Annotated in this window: 8 protein-coding genes; 1 reads left to right on the top strand and 7 read right to left on the bottom strand. The window is 43.9% G+C overall.

Translation table 11 applies throughout. The annotated features are described in order from the left end of the window. Positions 1-35: 35 nt before the first annotated feature. Together KO473_RS11555 and KO473_RS11550 are read right to left on the bottom strand one after the other, a co-directional pair. The gene (locus tag KO473_RS11555; RefSeq protein ID WP_005818546.1) at positions 36-3,329 is read right to left on the bottom strand and encodes a DUF5107 domain-containing protein; all 3,294 of its coding nucleotides are present in this window, start codon (positions 3,327-3,329) and stop codon (positions 36-38) included. A 13-nt stretch (positions 3,330-3,342) separates the two neighbouring features. Beyond that, on the bottom strand, positions 3,343-4,722 hold the full coding sequence (locus tag KO473_RS11550; RefSeq protein WP_005810153.1) for a sugar porter family MFS transporter: 1,380 nt from the start codon (positions 4,720-4,722) through the stop codon (positions 3,343-3,345). Positions 4,723-4,859: 137 nt separating this feature from the next. On the opposite strand from KO473_RS11550, the gene KO473_RS11545 reads away from it, so the two are divergent. After that, on the top strand, positions 4,860-5,756 hold the full coding sequence (locus KO473_RS11545) for an AraC family transcriptional regulator (RefSeq protein WP_005775668.1): 897 nt from the start codon (positions 4,860-4,862) through the stop codon (positions 5,754-5,756). 59 nt (positions 5,757-5,815) lie between these two features. Here KO473_RS11545 and KO473_RS11540 read toward each other — a convergent pair whose 3' ends face one another. The 5 genes from KO473_RS11540 to KO473_RS11520 all read right to left on the bottom strand — a co-directional run bounded on the left by KO473_RS11540 (position 5,816) and on the right by KO473_RS11520 (position 16,536). After that, complete coding sequence (locus tag KO473_RS11540) at positions 5,816-8,467, bottom strand: glycoside hydrolase family 3 protein (protein WP_005818548.1); 2,652 nt, start codon at positions 8,465-8,467, stop codon at positions 5,816-5,818. 106 nt (positions 8,468-8,573) lie between these two features. Next, on the bottom strand, positions 8,574-10,010 hold the full coding sequence (locus KO473_RS11535) for a PD40 domain-containing protein (RefSeq protein WP_005818550.1): 1,437 nt from the start codon (positions 10,008-10,010) through the stop codon (positions 8,574-8,576). An 11-nt stretch (positions 10,011-10,021) separates the two neighbouring features. After that, the gene (locus KO473_RS11530) at positions 10,022-11,500 is read right to left on the bottom strand and encodes a DUF6057 family protein (protein WP_005818552.1); all 1,479 of its coding nucleotides are present in this window, start codon (positions 11,498-11,500) and stop codon (positions 10,022-10,024) included. An 83-nt stretch (positions 11,501-11,583) separates the two neighbouring features. Further along, positions 11,584-13,215: a RagB/SusD family nutrient uptake outer membrane protein gene (locus KO473_RS11525; protein ID WP_005818554.1), complete on the bottom strand. Its 1,632-nt coding sequence runs from the start codon at positions 13,213-13,215 to the stop codon at positions 11,584-11,586. Positions 13,216-13,236: 21 nt separating this feature from the next. Then, positions 13,237-16,536 carry a TonB-dependent receptor gene (locus KO473_RS11520; RefSeq protein WP_005818556.1) on the bottom strand — a complete coding sequence of 1,100 codons (3,300 nt, stop codon included), beginning with the start codon at positions 16,534-16,536 and terminating at the stop codon, positions 13,237-13,239. Between the last annotated feature and the right edge of the window lie 49 nt (positions 16,537-16,585).

Raw genomic sequence — 16,585 nt, 5'->3', positions numbered from 1 at the left:
TAATCTGTGTAATCTGTGGTGAGGCCTCATTTCTTTTATGTATTCATTAATTTCCGGTGAATCTGTATCCCCTGATGATTGTTATCCATCGAAGCGGCTACTTCAAAGAAGTGTTCGGCTTTTGCCGTATTCCCCAGTCCCAGATGTCCCAAAGCCATCAGATAGTTACAGTGGATGCGGTTCTTCTTATCCATATCGTCTTCCCAGATCAGAAGGTCGGGTAAAGATACGGCAAAATAATCCATCCGGAATATGTCGAAGAGATGTTCTTCTCCATAAGTGATTAATTTGTTGAAGCGGCTGCGTGCCTCTTTCTCTTGTCCCAGTTTTCGGAATGCAAGTCCTTGATAGAAGATCTTGTCCGGTTTTTGGTCGTTGTAATACATGGCAGCGGCTGGCTGGCTGTCTCCCATGCTGGCTTTGAGGAACAGGTCGTGTGCCTCTTTCTGTTTGCCCAGTTGTTGCAGGATGCAGGCTTTGTAATAATTGAAGTCATTCTCCTGTGCTCCAGGGAGTTTGCCTTCACCCAGATGTGGTGGGTATGCGTAGCACTCTTCTATCCGGATGAGTGCCTCATCGTATTCTTTACGCGCGATCAGTTCCTTTGCCAGTTCCAGGCGGGCTATCTGATATTGTGCGGGAACTTTTCCCTCACCGCCTTCCCACGGATGGAATTTTCGCTGATCGATCCGGCGGATGGCTTCCCTGTATTGTCCGGTCTGGTTCAGCAGGGTGACATATTCCAGATATAAATCGTCACGAGTTATTACGATATCCATATATTGTTCCAGAAAAGCCATTCTTTCTGTGTGCGGGCGGTTCAGCCGTTTATACAGCTGATCGAGTTCCATCAGTACGCGGGCGTCGGTCGGATCCAGGCGGAATGCTTTTTCCAGCAAGAGGACGGCTTCTTCCGGGCGATTCAATTTGTTGAAGTAGGCCAGAGCCAGGTTACGCCATACGGTAGGAAATGTTTCGTCCTCACGCGAAGAACGTTCCCAAGCTGCGATGGCAGGGGTATACTGGCGTTTGTCATACCAAAGATTTCCCAAATAATAGAGGGCTTTCGGGGCTTCTCCCATAAAGTCAGCCACACACTGAAGAGCTTCTATCGCTTCCAGGGCATTGGGAAAGCAGTAGTCGGCCGGTTCTTTTTCAGCAAGCCTGATGGCTGTTCGCGCCTTGTCTGTTTCTCCTAAACGAATCAGGCACCAACTCTTGTAATAGTGCAGCAGAGTCTGTTCGCCGATGGGTTGGCCGATAGCCAACTCGGCAACGGCCAGTGCTTCTTCAAATCGTCCTGCAGAGGTATAGTCGAGCACTAATGCCTCGTAGTCGGGTGCGCCGCGTTTTATTAGGTGTCGGAGTTGGGACAGTACGGTTTCTTCTCGGGTCATCAGATATTTTTCGAACAGGCAGCCAAAGTTGAATGCGTCGATTTTCAGGGAGTCTTCTATCCAGGCAAGAGCTTCCTCCGGACGTTCAAGATGGCGGAGGATCATTGCTTTCAGATGGCGGCCGCGCAGGTTGTGCCAATTGCGTAATAAGGATTTTTCAATTTCTTCGAGAGCTTCTTCCCAGTTGTCGCGTGAAACGGAGATTTGAGCCAGTGAATAATAGCCTGCATCCTGCCATGCCGCGTTCCAGCACGATTTATAGAATGAATTGTATGCTTCATCGTTTTTTCCTTGGAATTTCAGCGCAAGTCCAAGGTTGTAGAAAGCTTCACCATCATACGGATTAGGATTCTTCTCGGTCAATCGGGAAATCGCTTTCCGCAGGTAGGGCTCTGCTTGCGCGAACTGTCCTTTGCGTATAAGCCACAGCCCCATGGCATTGTTACAACGGGCGTCTTCATTGTCACGGCGGAGTGCTTCCAAATAATAATCGGTCGGACAATAAGTTGCATGTCGGTATTGTTCCAGATGCAGTCCGGTCAGGTAGAGTTCCTCATTTGTTTTAATTTCTTCCGGTGCGAGGGCGGGTCGGGCTGCTTCCGGAACCTCTTTGATAGTTTCCGGTTCAGCCCTCCAACTGAGCTTCTCCCGTCCGTTGGTACCGTAGATGATGACTTCTGTTTCACTAAGGTCGTTGACGGGGACCAGTCTGTCGAACACTTGTTCCGGAGAGAGGTCGCAGGTTTGTTCAAAACAGATTTTTCCTGCTTTCCGGACTACGATGTGTAATCCCTGTTGGGCAGAGGTAGCAAAGAGCTTTAACCTGCTCTCTGTTCCTTCGGGCTCCAGATTCATCAGGAGTTCCGAGGAGGCGTTTTTCACAACTCCCAGTTCCCGGTAGGGCATGAAGTATTGTGTAAAAGTCTTCTCTTCATAGGGTTGCAGCCAGCTGAAATCCGGTTGATTGTCCGTATAGACTCCTGTCATCAGCTCTATGTACGGTCCGTCGGCATCCGTCAGATTGCGGTCCCATGCTTGTCCGAAATCTCCGTTTCCCCACGTCCATTGTTTCTTTCCTGGAGATATGTGATGATTGGCAACATGCAGAACACCTGCCTGGGTGTCGTTTTCGTATCCGCCCACAAAGTTGTATTCGGACCGGATTGCCATGTAGGAAGTCGGTACAGGGATGTTTTTATATCTTGAAATATCCACTCCGGCGGAATAGTCCATCTTGTAGTAGGTTCCGGTAGCGATAGGATAACGGGATACATCCCGCTTTCCATGGTCGAATACGGCGTTAACATCCGAGGGGAATACAGACTGATAGTCTGCGTTGACTGCTACTGCCGGATTGGCCCACCACAGGAAAGTCTGTGGCAGAGGAGTCGGGTTAGAAACTTTTCCCTGTATCTCGAGTACAGCCCGGCCGGGGCGGAGTGTGAATCCGGCTGTTCCTTTCTGGCCGAACATCCGTTCCCGTTCGCTTACCCATACAATGACACTTCCGTCTTTGCATTGTTCAATGCTGTAATCTACCGGCAGGAATGTGCTGGGGCGGTGGTGTTGAGGCCAGTTGAACTCAATGCCCCCTGAAATCCAGGGACCGGTCAATCCTACCAAAGCCGGTTTTATCACGTGGTTGTAATAAATAAAATGTCGTTGCTTTATTTTATCGAAAGCCATCTGGATGCGTCCTCCTAATTCGGGCAGAATCATGACTTTGAGGTATTCATTTTCCAACCATACGGCATGATAGCTTTTCTCTTCACAAGTGTCTTCAATCTTCTCGATGACCGGATACGGGTATACTACTCCGCTGCTGCCTTGATAGACACGCTTTTCCAGAAACATCGGGTTCTTTTCGGGACGTCCGATGCCATAGGTAGGGAGCAGGATGTCCTCCTCCCATACTTTTACATTCTCTTTCATCTTATTTTATGGATTATTTGATTAATTCTTTTTCTATTTCTTCCAGTGTTTTCCCTTTGGTTTCTGGCAGCTTCCGGCGTATGAACAGGAATCCGGCCAGACAGATGCCACCATACAGCCAGAAAGTACCTTCGGCACCTATACTTTCATTCAAAACGGGGAAGGTATAGGTCAGTACAAAGCAAGCTACCCAAAGGAAGAAGGTGGAGAGGGCCATGGCCATACCTCGTATTTTCACGGGGAAAATTTCGGATAAAACCACCCAGACTACCGGAGCGAGTGACATGGCATAGCAGGCAATGGCAAGCACTACCAGCAGGAGCATGGGCAGACCGCTTACATCCAGAAAGTAGCAAGTTCCCAGTGTCAGGTAAATCAGTGCCAATCCGGCAGAACCGATAAGCATCAGGGTGCGACGTCCCCATTTATCCACTGTATAGATGGCTACGAAGGTAAATATCACATTGGTGATTCCGGTCACTACAATGTTCATCAACACATCGGAAACGGCATAACCGGCCGATGAAAAGATTTCGTGTGCATAATTGAAGATTACATTGATGCCACACCATTGTTGGAATATAGCCAGGACAATGCCGATGATCAGCACTTTGCGCATTTCCGGGCGAAAGACAGCTTTCCATTCGTAATCTTGTTTTCCGTCTTGCCCCCGGGTTACTTGTGTCAGTTCTTCCAGGGTCTGCCGGGCATAGGTTTCTCCTCCGATGCGCATCAGTGTTTTCCGTGCTTTCTCCTGCTGATGGACAGTGGCCAGCCAGCGGGGGCTTTCAGGGATGACGAATGATAATAGAAAGAAGATTCCTGCCGGAATCAGTTCTGCCCAGAACATCCATCGCCAGGCCCACTCTATACTGGTGTCACTCAGTACGTCGGAACCGTGTGTATAGTATTCTCCTATCTGCCAGTTTGCCAGTTGCGCCAGTAAAATGCCTAATACGATGGTAAGCTGGTTGAGTGATACGAACTTACCGCGTACATGGGCAGGGGAAACTTCTGCGATATAGACGGGGGAAACGTTGGATGCGATGCCAATACCCAGTCCTCCTACAATGCGATAGAAGATAAAATAGGAAAAACTATCGACTATTCCCGTACCTAAAGCTGAAAGCGCAAACAGGAAGGAGGCTATGATGAGCATCTTTTTACGTCCGTACTTGTCACTCCAGACACCCGATAGCAAAGCCCCTACCAGGCAGCCTATCAATGCGCTGCTCATGGCCCAGCCGCGTAGAACTGCTGAATTTTCAATTCCGAAGAAAGGTTCGTAGAAGATTTTAGCTCCACCGATGACAACCCAATCATAGCCGAACAACAGCCCGCCCATAGCTGAGACGATGCAGATTAGTAGTAAATAGCCTTGTGTCTGTTTCATGTTATTAAATGGTTTAAATGATTAATGCAAAGTAAGCGGGTTTGGAGGTGAAAATAAATAGAGAAACCAGCTAAAAAGATGGACTATCTTTCTTTTTTATATGTATATTTGTAACGTGAATCTATGAATCTGTTAGTATGGCAAAACAAAAAGACGGTTTTCTCGGCGAACAGGCATTGGTATTGCCTCCGGCCATTGTACAACGCATGAAGACAGAGCCTGCGACCTCTGTACTGTATATTACCGATATAGGCTATTATCCAAAGGCTTATAATCATTTTCGGGAACGGGATGTTCCGATTGACCAATATGTATTTATCTATTGTACGGAGGGTAGGGGGTGGTTCAGCCTGGATGGGCAGAAGCACCCGGTAGCTCCCAATCAATACTTCATACTTCCGGCAGGACTCCCTCATGCCTATGGCGCCGATGAAAAAGAACCATGGACAATTTATTGGATTCACTTCGGGGGAACACTGGCTTCACTCTATTGTACGCACCGAACTTGCCGGCTCACGGAAATAAAGCCGGGAATGCATTCGCGAATCAGTTACCGGACAGAATTGTTTGAGGAAATATTTCGGGTACTGAAAATGGGGTACAGTCTGGAGAATCTTTCGTATGCCAGTTCTGTATTTCATCATTATCTGGGTTCTTTACGTTATCTCAGGGAGTATCGGGAGGCTTTTTCAGAACATCGCCTGATGGGTGAGGAAGATCCCGTTAGTGCAGCCATTCATTATATGAAGGAGAATTTGGGTAAGAAGCTGACTTTAGCCGAGTTGGCAGATTATACAGGATATTCGCCTTCGTACTTCTCTAATTTATTTTTGAAACGTACGGGCTATGCACCATTGAGTTATTTCAATCAGATCAAGATTCAGAAAGCCTGTCAGTTTCTCGATTTTACGGATATGAAAGTGAATCAGGTATGCTATCGGGTAGGTATTGAGGATGCTTATTACTTTTCACGGCTGTTTAGCCAGATAATGGGTATGTCTCCCAGAGAATATAAGAAGGTGAAAAAAGGATAGAAGAGATCAGGCTGACGGGGGAAAGCCGGTTATCGCTTTTCCCCGTCAACTGATAAAGATTATATCTTGATCTTTCCTGTCAGTTTGATGTCTCTGGAAGAGGCACCTACCAGGATTTCAAACTCTCCTTTCTCAAATACCCAACGGTTTTGTCGGACATTGAAATACCGGAATGCGTCTTCATCCAGTTCGATCTCTACCTGTTTGCTTTCTCCTGCCTTCAGATATATCTTGTCAAAGCCTTTTAATTCTTTCTGTGGACGGGGCTCTTTAGACTGTATATCATGTACATAAAGTTGGGCAATTTCGTATCCGTCTTGCTGCCCGGTATTGGTTATGGTAAACGAAACTGTGACTTTCTTCTGTTTTTTATCTGTAATACGGATATTGAGGTCCGTATAATCAAAAGTGGTATACGAGAGTCCGAATCCAAATGGGAAAAGAGGTTCGATACCTTTTTCGTCGTATCCCCGGTAACCGGTGAAGATTCCTTCTGTATAATATACTTTCTTTTCTTTTCGGGTTTCATCATAGTGGCCGTATGCCGGCGAATCTTCCCATTTTTTTTCGATTGTGAACGGGAGTTTGGCTGACGGATTTACTTTGCCCGAAAGAATGTGGGCTAATGCGTGTCCACCCTCCTGCCCGGGATAGAGGGCATGTACTACAGCGGGTACCTGATTGATCCACCGGGTCATGTTCACTCCGCCTCCGGCATGAATGGCTACTATCAGTTTGGGGTTTACTTTAATCAATTCCTCGATTAGCAGGTCTTGTCCATAAGGCAAATCGAACGGTCGGTCGCGCCCCTCCAGTTCGATGCTTCCGTCCAATCCGGCACAGAACACCACGAGATCGGCTTTCTCGGCCAGTCGCTTTGCTTCAGAAAAGTCAATGTCGCTTTGATAAGCATATCCCATCCGGATCTCTGCCGGGGTGCTGCGTTGGTTACAGAATTCCAGTTGAACGTGTTTGGTATCTCCTTTCCGTACTGAAACGGCAATATTGCGTACGTCGAACGATTGAGACCGGGAAGCGTCCAATGCCAATGTTCCGTCTATCCACAGGCGATACGCTCCCTGTGCATCGACAAAGAACCGGAGGCTGTCTGTCTTCTCGGCATCCACGTATCCTTCCCAACATATCCGGTAGTCACTTCCCAATTTGCTCTTGTTGAAAGGGTATCCCCACCATTCGTAATTTACTGTGCGGTCGATACGGCGAATGATCAGTCCGTTTTCATCTTTACCGTTTCCGGATGCTGTGTTGCCCGGTTGATTGCTGTTTACTGTTCTTCCGGCAGCTACTGCCTGTTGCTGGATCATTTTGTCGGAGAGCATAGCAGAACTGTCAGATGACAATGCATAATAACTGGCTTCCAGTCCAGGTTTGCCATCTTTGGTACGGAACTTACTGTTACGGAACAACCGGGGTTTGAACTGGTTGGATATTCCTTCGGTGTAATATACTGTTGCTTCCGGGAATTCCTGGCAGATACCCTCTAATGCTGAAACGACATACCAGGGGTGAACTTTAGAACTTCCACCTCCGCCATACACAATGCTGTTGACATTGTATATTCTGTCCGAAACAATCGCCGGATTGGCTGTAGGACCGATCACGGCAATTACTTTAGGTTGGCGGATGGGTAATGTGTTTTGTTCGTTCTTTAACAGGATGATACCTTCACAGGCGGCATTCAATGCCATTTGATTGGCTTGTGGGTTGAAAGTCGGGATATGGGTGTCTTGCTGAGGCCGATCAAAAAATCCCATTGAGATGCAGGCTCCGTAAATACGGCGTACTTTATCGTTGATCACTTCCTCTGTAACCTTTCCTTCTTTAATAAGTGGGAGAAGTTCTTTGCGGGTGAACCAGTCGTTGCTGCCCATTTCAAGATCCAAACCGTAGTTTGCGGCATTGTCAGCGGAATAGGTACATGCCCAGTCTGACATCAACATGCCTTTGAAACCCCAGTCCTTCTTTAAAATATCGATCAGATGTTTGTTTTCAGTACAATGTATTCCGTTCACTAAGTTGTAACCTGTCATGACGGCTTTGACACCTGCTTTTTGTACGGCAGCTTTAAAAGGTGGAAGGTAAATTTCCTGCAGCGCGCGTTCGGATACTTCCGTACTGACTGTATAGCGGTCAAACTCCTGATCGTTGGCTGCGAAGTGTTTTATGGTGGCGATTACTCCTCCGTCTTGTACCGCTTTAATAAAAGGGACTACCATTTCGGATGTCAGATAGGGATCTTCGCCGAAATACTCGAAATTACGGGCTCCTTTGGAAGCCCTGTAGTTGTTTACCCCCGGAGCTAAAAGAAAATGAATACCTCTCGCACGCCATTCCTGGGCATACATGGCTCCTGTCTTTTCTGCCAGATTTTTGTTCCATGAGGCAGCCAGAGAAAGTGCCGATGGAAATGCGGTAGCACGTCCGAACAATCCCCAGGAGGCAACGCCCAGCGGACCGTCAGCCAGTTTGAATGCCGGTATTCCCAATCGTTCGCACGGGTGCAGATAGAAATCGTTGTATCCGGCAAGCAAATCTATTTTCTCTTCAAGGGTCATACGTCCGATAAGGTCATTTACTCTTTCTTCGGTAGACAATGTCGTGTCTTGGAACGGATACTGGCTTTGAGCATACAGATTGCAAGGTAAAAGCAAGCCTATAGCCAAACTTAAGGTAAGGAAAATGTTTTTCATGTGTTTTCTTTGAATTAAATGTTTATTGAGTGATGTCGCAAAGTTCTAAAAAAGAGGGCTTACTGCAAAATGGAAAGCCCTCTCTTTCGGGGTAAAGTGTGTTAAATTAATGTATAGCTTTTATCAGTTCATTTCCGTTACGCACCGGTTCTTTAATCAGCTCCGGTAAATTATACGTTTTAGTAAACGTATCATAGAAACGCGGATCTTTCTGCGGCAATAAAAACGGTTTTCCCGCTTTTCCTGTTTCCGTATTGAAACTGGCGAAGAATGGTCGTGCCCAAAGTCCGTCCAGTCGTTTGCTGCTGAATACGAACCACTTTCCGGATGACGACCAGGTATGGAAACTTTCCACGTCATCACTGTTTACTTCGTTTAAAAGCCGTATCTCTCCGGTATCTATCGTTAAAAGGCAAAGCTCGCTTTCCGGATGCCAGATAGAAAAGTTACCATAATCAGATAGAGTGAACATCAGGTATCTGCCATCTGGAGAAACTCTTGGAAAAGACACGCTCTTCCCCTGTTCCGAAGCTTTATATACACACTCCAAGCTCCCGAACTTACCTGATTCGGGGTCGAATCCAATCCGGCATAGGTCATAATGAATACTGTCCAGCGGCATCTTTTTTTTATAAGCGTTTCCACGGCAGAAGTACAGCGTTTTCCCGTCCGGTGTCCAGTTCGGAAATGTCTCCATGTATTTATCCCCACAAATCAGGGAGTCCGTGAGGAACGTTTTCTTTTGCGTGTCATATACCATCAAGTCGGCGGCCAGGTCTGACACCTCGATGGGTTTTTGTCCCGATGAATGGAAGAACTGTTGTATCTCATTCATAGAGAAAGCAATATATCGCCCTGTAGGATGCCATGCTGCATAGGTTCCTCCATTCTTGCCCCCTTCCGGTTTTGTATTGACTTTTTCTACTTTTCCATTTTTTGATATCAGTGTTCCTCCCGATTTTCCACGTACATGTATCATCATGGTTTCGGGCGAGTTCCGGTTGAACGTATGGCAATTAATGCATTGTTTTTCAAATGCTTTATTCTCCGCTATCGGAGTTTCCTCATAATTAGTCAGGTTTCGTTGATAGATTCCCATCTCGTTCCAGAGTTCATATCCCGGGTAGAGTAGCCGGTAGACGAGGTATGGATCTATCATTTCATTAGAAACGGTATCTGTAATATCTGCGAAGCGTGTCCATTTTCCATCTTTCAGGAGGGTGATGCGAATGAATATTTCCTTTCCGGCTGCCTTTTGGAGAAGTTTTTTCCAGGCTTTGGATGGGATAATCACTTCCGGTTGCTTGCTGGTATATAGAATATCTGTCACTTTTTCTACACCAATTTCTGTTTGAAAAACATCAGCTTCTTCTTTGATAATGAAATTTGGCGGAGCAATATTAACCGGGAATGTGACTCCTGTATAATCCGGGTATATACAGGGAATACTATCTGTATATAAGTCCGGCCTTTGACATTGCTCCGTGCAGGCTTGTAGTATCCAGACAAGAGCCATCATAAAAAGAATATAGGTAGTTTTCATATCAGTGCAGATTAGTTCTTAATGATTTTATCTCCATAGGGACTGATGAAGTTCAGATAGTACCAATAGGTGTTTCCAAACTCCGATTTCAGTCTCTGCATTTCTCTGTTTTTATACAGGCTGTAATACCTTTGGAATCTCTTTTCCGTCTTTTCGCTGACGTTGAATCCTGATTCGGAGAACGTTTCCCCATCTACTCCCAATTTGTATATATAGAGTGCTTCTTCGTATGCGGGTGGCATTTGCGGATATTTAAAGTGCCTGATAAACTTTAGGTTATCCACAAAGCGTACTACGTTATTGCTCAGCAGGAGGTCACTCATCAGGTATTCAAAAGCCATTCTGTTTGTCGTATCCTGCTCACACAGATACTGTAATTCGGGTCCTATATTGATGACGTTTGCAAATCGTGCGGGATGTTCTTTCTTGTTTTCAAGTGCCATGCGCAGTCCCGGTACACTGCCTGCATGAAGCTGTTTTTCCAATTCTTCGGCATCTTTCTTATAGAAGAGAGACTGCTTCAGGAGATTGATGAATCGTTGTGCCACTTCAGGCCTTTTGTTTGCTATGTTGTATCGCGCCAGGTTAAGCAAATGGGGTGCCGTTTCTCCCCATACTACCATTGCTTCGGATTCCCACCGCTGTGCTTCGTTGATGTATCCTAAGTCTTCATATATAAAATGTCCGTACTCACTCTCACGGCTATCGCTGTTCCATGGGAAGTATAGTGCCTTGACTCCCAGTTTTTGTGGGTAATCGAATAATTGATAAGGCAATTTCCCCGTATGGTACAGAGCCAGATTGTGAAAGTAGGAGATCAGCTGGTTAGTTCTTCCCGAGTTGATATATTTTTCGGTTTGCGTCAGTGTATTGTCCCAATTCTTTTCTTTTACGCTCTTTTCTGCCATTAACATTCGGTGTTCACTTATGTTATAGTTTTGGACAAAAAAGTAAAATGAAGAACTTACGTAAATTGCTATTAGTAAGCTGTATATTAAAATACGGTACTTGTTGTAGGGTAGGAGTGGAGAATAAATTTTTCGGATAAAAGACCATGGACGAACTGTGATTTGATGAAAAAGGCTCATGATCAGAAGTCCCAGGAAGATAGCGATGATTGGTGTTAATGAATGGTCGACAGCCATTGAATAGAGGAACAAATATATAGAAGGTATTAGTGATAACAGTAGCAGATCATTGTGGCCTGTAATTTTTTTTATGGCATCGTTAGTCAGTAAGTATATGAGGGCTAAAATTCCTGCAAGTAAAATGCTGCCTATAGTAGGTATGTGAAAAAACTGTATAATAAATACTGTCAGATAACTCATCCATCCTTGTGACTGGATATGTTGTAGAAAAAAAGTTTTGGAATATAGAAAAAGATGATGTTGTTCTTGATAATAAATCACATGTGATAACACACTCTGATAACAGAGAAAATAAATAAAGAAAAGAAAAATGAAGAGGATGTAAGGGAAGTACTTTCTCATGATAAGTGCTGCTTAAATATGGGAAAATTCACGGACCCTATAATATTTAAATGTAGAGAGTCCGTGAATTTTTGTGTTAGATATTAATATCCCGGATTTTGAGTTAACTTGGGATTTAAATCAATTTCAGATTGAGGAATCGGGTAGATATAATTATGGTCTTCATATCTACTACCGGCCAGTTTAACATTGTCACCCTCGTACAGAACGCATACCTTTCCGCCATCTTTGGAATCAGCATTAATCGGATCGTCTACCATTTTGTATTTAATGCCAAGGAATGGTGCATTCAATACATCTTTAGCGATGCCCCAACGGCGAATATCCCATTGACGCTTTCCTCCTTCAAGAGCAAACTCAACGCGCCATTCATTACGTATACGCTGACGAAGATCATCTTGAGTAGCACAGTAAGTCGGCTTGGTTGCATCTGTCTTTTGTAATTCCGGCATACCTACACGGCGACGTATCTGATTAACAGCTTCAAAAGCTAAATCGTCCAGTGGTGAAACTTCATTTTTGGCCTCAGCATAGGTTAACAGAACTTCTGCATAACGGATCGTTACCCAATCTTTTCCCATTTCCCAACCTGCTGATTGAGGGTCAATACTTGGGTCAAGCCATTTCTGTTGATAGTATCCTGTTGCTGTGGCATCACCGTGTTGTGCAATACCGGTACTTCCGCTTGATTTTAGTGGCGCTACTTTGATTGTCACGCCATACATTTCCTCACCATCGTGTAGAATGTTAACCTCTAAACGAGGGTCACGGTTAGCGAATGGATTTTTTTCTGAATAAATCTTAGATTTGCTGATCGGAGCTCCTTCACTATCTTCGAATGCATCTACCAGACTTTGAGTCGGATTCAAACCACCCCAACCTTTTGTCGGAAAACATTCCCATCCAATTAGGTAGTTTGTTTTATCAGGTGCGTTGTACTGTACTGCAAGAATAATTTCTTCACAACCGTCTGTCTTTTCCCAAAATAATTCTTGGTACTTTCCTGTGTTTTCTTTGTCGTATAGATCATATTTATTTAGATCCATAACAGACTTTGCGGCTGCAGCCGCTGTTTCCCAATTACCAAAATACAAAGCTGCTCTTGCTTTCATTGCCATAGCGGCACCTTTGGTTATGCGTCCCCACTGTGTAGCCGGCCATTCTTCTGGTAAGTAGCTGATAGCTTTATCAAAGTCGGCCATAACTTTGGTATATATTTCATCTTTAGGTGTGCGGGTAATATCCTCTACATCAGTTAGCTTTAAAGGCTGGTCGATGTATGGAACGTCTCCGAATTGACGAATTAATCCAAAATAAATATAAGCTCTGAAGAAATGAGCTTGTCCGGCTATTGATTCTTTATCCGACTGAGATAATTCCATTTCTTCTAATTTCTGTAATACCAGGTTACATCTACGAATATATCCGTAATCACCGGACCACCCTTGGTCGGCAGGGTCGTATACGCCTTTGGATACGTTTCCATTAGCCCATTTGATACCATGTACTGCATTGTCTGAATTGATATCTTCATCTACATCCCAAGTGGGAAGACATCTATAAATATCAGAAACGGCCATTTCCGCATCTGTTTTTGTTTTCCAGAAACTTCCGTCTGAAAGTTCTTCTGTTGGATAACGATCCAGAAAATCGCTACAAGAGGTAAATCCTGTTAGCATAACGGACGCTATAATATATAAAATTTTATTTTTCATATTTTGCTATATTATTTTATTTTAGAATGAAACTTTTAATCCGATTGAAACTTTTTTTACGTTTCCATAAGACCAACCACGTTCGTTGCCCTCTTCGGGATCGATACCTTCCAGATCGCTGAACGTCAATAGATTCTCTCCGGCAACATAAAGCTTTGCTTTTTGAACACCCAGTTTGCTTAAGAAACTGTTAGGCAGATTGTATCCCAGAGAAATAGTTTTTAAACGTACATATGAGGCATTTTGTAGCCAGAATGAAGAAGTTGTGAAGTTTGTTTGACTGTCTTTGGTGATTCTTGGGTAAGAAGCGTTGTGATGCTCCGGAGTCCAACGATCCAAATGTCTTTTCAGTGCATTAGCTCCATTGTAGAATGCATAAGCTGCTTCGGCCATGTAGTAGCCATCCACATCAAAAGCTCCCTGGAACATGGCAGAGAAATCAAAATCTTTATAGTATAAAGTCAGATTTAAGCCTGTAGTCCAACTGGGGAAATTCTTTCCAATAATTTGGCGGTCTCCGTCAGCGGTGATTTTGCCATCTCCATTCAAATCAAGGTATTTGATATCCCCCAATTGTTCTTTGCCGGTGCGTTTCGGATAATTAGCTAATTCATCGTCAGTGTTAAAGTATCCATTGGCTACGTAACCATAATATGAACCAATTGGATTACCTTCGATATACCATAATTTATCATTTTTTGAATTGGCACCTTCCGTACCATTCATATCGATAATTTCATTTTTTACATATGCAATATTAAGGTTTACAGCATAACTCCAATCTTTGTTGATACGATTATTGTGCAATAAATTCAAATCAAAACCAGTGTTTTCTACACTACCTGCATTTTGTGCAGGAGCGGCCATACCGATCACACCTTGTATAGGCATGTACAACAACATATCATTTGTTTTCTTCTTATAAACAGATAATTCGAATCCAAACATATTGTTTAGAAAACCGGCTTCTAGTCCCAACTCATAATTTGTAACGGTTGCCCATTGTAAATTGTTGTTTACGTAACGGCTTTCGTAAGCGGTAGAATACAGGCTATTACCAAACATATATTTTTCGTAAGCATATGTCGGTATTGCCGGATAAATATCATCCGGATCTAATTCTTCGTTACCGGTTTTTCCCCATCCAAGACGCAGTTTCAAGTTGCTAATCCATGATACATTGTCTTTGATAAATGCTTCTTCCGAAATTCTCCATCCGGCAGAGATTGCTGGGAAAACACCCCAGCGATTATCTTTTGGAAAACGTGATGAGGCATCCGCACGTAAATTGGCTTCAAACAAGTACTTATTCATAAAGTCATACTGGACACGTCCGAAGTAGGATAGACGAGACATTTCATATCCACCGTCTTCATTTTTTTGTGAAGATGCATCCAGTGTATTCAATGATTCCGTTAATTCATTGTTGCCACCACCCTTTCGAGAAGCTTTGGTAAATTTATAAATGTGTTCGAATGATTCAAAACCTCCCAGAACTGCTATTGAATGTTTGCCGAAAGTTTTATTATAATTGGCTAATACCTGACTTGTGTATCGGTTGTGATTATAATACTCGTCGTAACCTTCGCGAAGTCCAGAGTCGAAATTACCATAAGTGAAATGCTTTTTAAAGCCTTCTTGATTGGTGTAATCATGGCGAAGAGAAAATACTCCTTTAATGCTTAGTTCCGGTAAAATATTAATTTGTGCATAGGCAGTAGCATTTAATTGCTGTGCTGTACTACGGGTAAAACCGGATTGGTCTTGAATTGCTACCGGATTATCTTTTCCTGAATAATTGAAAGAACCGTCTTCAGCATATACTGGGTCTGTCGGATATGAACGACTCACACCCTGCGCTACCGTGACGTATCCCATCCAGCCATCTTCTTTGATACCACGATATCCGGATGCATTAACACCTACAGAGATATACTTGTTAATATCTGAATTCAGACTCATACGTGCGTTATAGCGTTTATAGCTAATTTCATCTGTCAGACCTCCTTGGTTAGTATACCCGATGGAAGCATTATAAGTGGTCTTTTCAGAACCGCCGCTGATAGATAAATTATGCATTTGCTCAAAAGCACTCTTTTTGAACGCTTCATCGTACCAATTTGTACTGGGGTAAGTTCCATTACGATAATTCTCGATATCTTCATCCGTAAAAGGAAGTACTGCGTTCGGATTTTCGTTGTGAACTGCTTCATTGTATAGTATAGCATGTTCATAAGCATTGACATACTGACGTTTCACAACAGGAGAAGCCCATGAAACAATACCTGAGTAGTTTATATGCGTTTTCTCACCTTTCTTACCTTGTTTGGTAGTGATTACGATAACACCATTGGCTGCTTGTACACCATAGATGGCCGATGATGCAGCATCTTTCAATACTGTTAACGTTTCAATATCCGAAGGATCTATTGTATCCATGGTTCCCGGGACACCATCTACAATAACCAATGGGCTGGCAGCATTGATAGAATTCTTACCGCGGATGGTAATACTACCCGTTTGTGATCCCGGAGCACCCGAAGTTTGGATAGAAGTTACACCTGGAATTTGTCCGGCAAGTGCGGCAGACACACTGGCAACGGAACGAGACTCTAAGGCATCAGCATTGATTGATGCTACAGAACCCGTTAAATTGGCTTTCTTCTGTACACCATATCCCACTACTACGACCTCATCAAGTGTTTTAGTATCCTCTTTCATGATGATATTATATGAAGTTACACCAGTCTTCAACGATACTGTTTCAGGCATATAACCGATATAGGTAATTTGTATCTCGTTGCCACCTACATTCAGGCTGAATTTTCCGTTGATATCTGTGATGGTACCGTTAGAGGGATTTCCTTTTTCTATAACCGATGCTCCGATGATAGCTTCTCCCATTGCATCTTTCACAACTCCCGAAATATTTCTTTGTTTCTGTTGCTGGGTAGCCTGTACCTCTTTCGCTGCTGCAGTCACAGTAGATACTACGATCTGATTATCCACGATCTTATAAGTATATCCCGAATTCTTGAATACTTCGTTCAGTACAGTTTCGATCGGGGCATCCGACACATTGATGGATACTTTCTTGTTCAGCTTTACCTGATTGTCATTGTAGAAGAAAGTATACTCGCTTTGTTTTTCAAGTTCACGCAGTACACTCTCGATGGATACGTTTGTCTTCGTCATTGAAATCTTTAGTACTTGAGCGAAGGCACTCACAGGTACCATGGCTATCAGGCTAACTGCCAAAGCAAAAGCCAGATGCTTTTTCATTCTTTGCGGACTAAACCACCGCATGTTGCATTTTCTCATAAATACGATTAATTATTAGATTGTAATTTTGATTGATAAAGTGAGCACA

The sequence above is a fragment of the Bacteroides sp. HF-4919 genome (assembly GCF_018860125.1).
This window is presented reverse-complemented; position numbering and strand designations above follow the sequence as displayed.

Bases quoted from the DNA above. Each gene is read 5' to 3' on its own strand.
- KO473_RS11545 (WP_005775668.1), top strand. From the start codon at position 4,860: ATGGCAAAACAAAAAGACGGTTTTCTCGGCGAACAGGCATTGGTATTG.
- KO473_RS11555 (WP_005818546.1), bottom strand. From the start codon at position 3,329: ATGAAAGAGAATGTAAAAGTATGGGAGGAGGACATCCTGCTCCCTACC.
- KO473_RS11535 (WP_005818550.1), bottom strand. From the start codon at position 10,010: ATGAAAACTACCTATATTCTTTTTATGATGGCTCTTGTCTGGATACTA.
- KO473_RS11525 (WP_005818554.1), bottom strand. From the start codon at position 13,215: ATGAAAAATAAAATTTTATATATTATAGCGTCCGTTATGCTAACAGGA.
- KO473_RS11540 (WP_005818548.1), bottom strand. From the start codon at position 8,467: ATGAAAAACATTTTCCTTACCTTAAGTTTGGCTATAGGCTTGCTTTTA.
- KO473_RS11530 (WP_005818552.1), bottom strand. From the start codon at position 11,500: ATGAGAAAGTACTTCCCTTACATCCTCTTCATTTTTCTTTTCTTTATT.
- KO473_RS11520 (WP_005818556.1), bottom strand. From the start codon at position 16,536: ATGAGAAAATGCAACATGCGGTGGTTTAGTCCGCAAAGAATGAAAAAG.
- KO473_RS11550 (WP_005810153.1), bottom strand. From the start codon at position 4,722: ATGAAACAGACACAAGGCTATTTACTACTAATCTGCATCGTCTCAGCT.